Source organism: Pseudoalteromonas sp. CR1, assembly GCF_019392235.1.
In the GTDB taxonomy this organism is placed as follows: Bacteria; Pseudomonadota; Gammaproteobacteria; order Enterobacterales; family Alteromonadaceae; genus Pseudoalteromonas.
The window spans coordinates 1-238 of sequence record NZ_JAHXRM010000615.1 but is presented as its reverse complement, the minus strand read 5'-3'; the positions used below and the strand labels follow the sequence as shown (position 1 = coordinate 238).

The window sequence follows — 238 nt, the reverse complement described above, 5'->3', positions numbered from 1 at the left end:
CTGCAGGTTGGCCGGGTTGGCGTAGGCCTTGGGCAGCGCATTGGCAATCAGCTTGATCGCGCCAATGGCCAACGCATCGGTAATCGGCGAGGCATTCAGTGACAGGTAGGACTCGATGGCATGCACCAATGCATCCACGCCACTGGCGGCGGTGACACTGCGCGGGCACGTGAGCGTCATTTGCGGGCTGATCAACGCGACATCCGGCAGCAGGTAATCGCTGACGATGCCTTTTTTC

At 60.5% G+C, this 238-nt stretch carries 1 protein-coding gene; it reads right to left on the bottom strand.

The annotated features are described in order from the left end of the window. A partial coding sequence (locus KZZ04_RS20760) for an iron-containing alcohol dehydrogenase (protein WP_219424116.1) occupies positions 1–238 on the bottom strand: 238 nt, incomplete at both ends.